This is a genomic window from Priestia sp. P5_B4 (assembly GCF_056400385.1).
In genome coordinates, this window is the sequence record NZ_JBFULJ010000749.1 from 1 (window position 1) to 1,881 (window position 1,881).

Genomic DNA, 1,881 nt, shown 5'->3' on the forward strand with positions numbered 1-1,881 from the left:
TTCTCCAGCTGCGACTCCAAGCAACTCTGTTCCTTGAAATGAAAAACCAGCAGCCATAAAAATACCTAAGACAGTAAAGAATCCACCGTGAATGGGTCCATCACCAAGCGTGAAGTTTTTAAACCCTGGTGCTTCATTGTTAAAGATACCAAAAATCATCATAATGCCAATAACTAAAAAGATGATAACTGTTACTACTTTAATTAACGAAAACCAAAATTCAGATTCACCAAATCCTTTTACAGAAAGGTAGTTAAGCCCAAACATAATTAATAAAAACAGGGCACTCCATAAAATAGAAAAAGAGTTTGGGAACCAAAATTTCATAATAAGGGCTCCAGCAGATAATTCAGCTGCAATCGTAATAGCCCAGTTATACCAATAGTTCCAGCCGAGAGCGAAACCAAAGGATGGATCTACAAACCGAGACGCATACGTACTAAATGAACCGGCTTCAGGCATATAAGCTGCGAGCTCCGCTAGGCTGGTCATCAAAAAGTAAACCATGACACCAATGATAGCGTAAGCTAAAAGCGCTCCCCCAGGTCCTGCTGTGTGAATTGCTCCACCACTTGCTAGGAATAAGCCGGTTCCGATGGCTCCTCCTAATGAAATCATCGTTAAGTGGCGAGATTTCAACCCACGTTTTAATTCTTGCTGCTCTTGCATAGATAAATACTCCTTTCGAATGTACGGAAAGAGACGGGATAACATAAAAAAAGCSCGCAGTATATGTGCGCGCTTTTAAATCTGAAAACCGCGTCAACCTTCCGTGAAGATAGCTCTTCACATCACTCGCATGATGTGACAGTTCTGTTCCTGTTCGGAGACAGCCCCAGCTTAAATCAACCGAGAAGTGATCTAAACTTCGGCAATTTTTCCTTTCAAACAACATCCTCAATGTTCTCTGCATTTCCGTTGCTTTACTATTAAAAACTGCGACCTCTACCTCATCGATTAGGATGAGGGTTTTTTATATTCATTTGACATAAAAGAAGTATACCAAATACTAAAACGATYGTCATTATAAAAAATAGATTCAGAAAATAGAAACATCTTTGAAATCTCTCGAATCTATTTTGTTACATATGGTATAATGAACGTTGTCATAATACTACATAAATATCCGAACGTACCACAGGGGGAGCCGCCGTGCTGAGAGTGAACAAATTGTTCAGACCCTTCGAACCTGTTAGTTAACGCTAGCGTAGGAATGTGGGAATAGTAGCATATATTTGCTTACTCCTGTGTAAACCGTTTGATATGAATGATTCAAAAACAGGAGTGAGAAACGTGAATAAAGCATTACCTTTACAGGCTAAAATTGAAATAGCTATTTTTGCAGCATTAGCACTTCTACTTGATCTTTTGCCTTCCATTAAGATTGCAACGGCTGTGAGTATTTCGTTCTCCATGGTGCCCATTTTTATTATGTGCTTTCGCTGGGGAGTAAAAGGCGGGGCTCTATCTGGTCTATTATGGGGGCTGCTGCAGTTGGCAACAGGAACGGCTTATATTTTAACAGCGCTACAAACGTTTATCGAATATATTGTGGCTTTTGCTTTTATAGGTTTTGGAGGTATTTTTTCGCAATCTATTAAAACAAATTTAGCTAACAATAACAGACCAAAAGCTTTTGTTTTGATTGTTTTATCCCTTGTTATCGGCAGCTTCGCACGGTATTTCTGGCACTTTATTGCGGGTATTATTTTCTGGGGATCGTATGCGCCAAAGGGCATGTCCGCTCATGTTCCCCAGTGAATCAATGCAATTGGCGTAGCTGAGGTTTTTCCGTGTTTCATTAACTGTTGGCAAATGTACGGTAAGTTCCGCACCCCCATATAAATTKCAAGAGTATCTACACCTTTGGCTAGGCTATCC

Annotated in this window: 1 protein-coding gene, 2 pseudogenes and 2 riboswitches; of the genes and pseudogenes, 1 reads left to right on the forward strand and 2 read right to left on the reverse strand. The window is 40.0% G+C overall.

The window, feature by feature from the left end; genetic code table 11:
• Window positions 1-669: amino acid permease (locus AC1DRF_RS25495; protein WP_477742016.1), on the reverse strand; the 669-nt coding region annotated here is incomplete at its 3' end.
• A 102-nt stretch (window positions 670-771) separates the two neighbouring features.
• Window positions 772-956: riboswitch (Lysine riboswitch) on the reverse strand.
• 174 nt (window positions 957-1,130) lie between these two features.
• Window positions 1,131-1,231: riboswitch (TPP riboswitch) on the forward strand.
• Window positions 1,232-1,263: 32 nt separating this feature from the next.
• Here AC1DRF_RS25495 and thiT point away from each other — a divergent pair.
• Window positions 1,264-1,746, forward strand: a pseudogene (gene thiT / locus AC1DRF_RS25500) (energy-coupled thiamine transporter ThiT); the annotation flags it as partial.
• Window positions 1,747-1,748: 2 nt separating this feature from the next.
• On the opposite strand, the pseudogene AC1DRF_RS25505 reads toward thiT, so the two are convergent.
• Window positions 1,749-1,881, reverse strand: a pseudogene (locus AC1DRF_RS25505) (uroporphyrinogen-III C-methyltransferase); the annotation flags it as partial.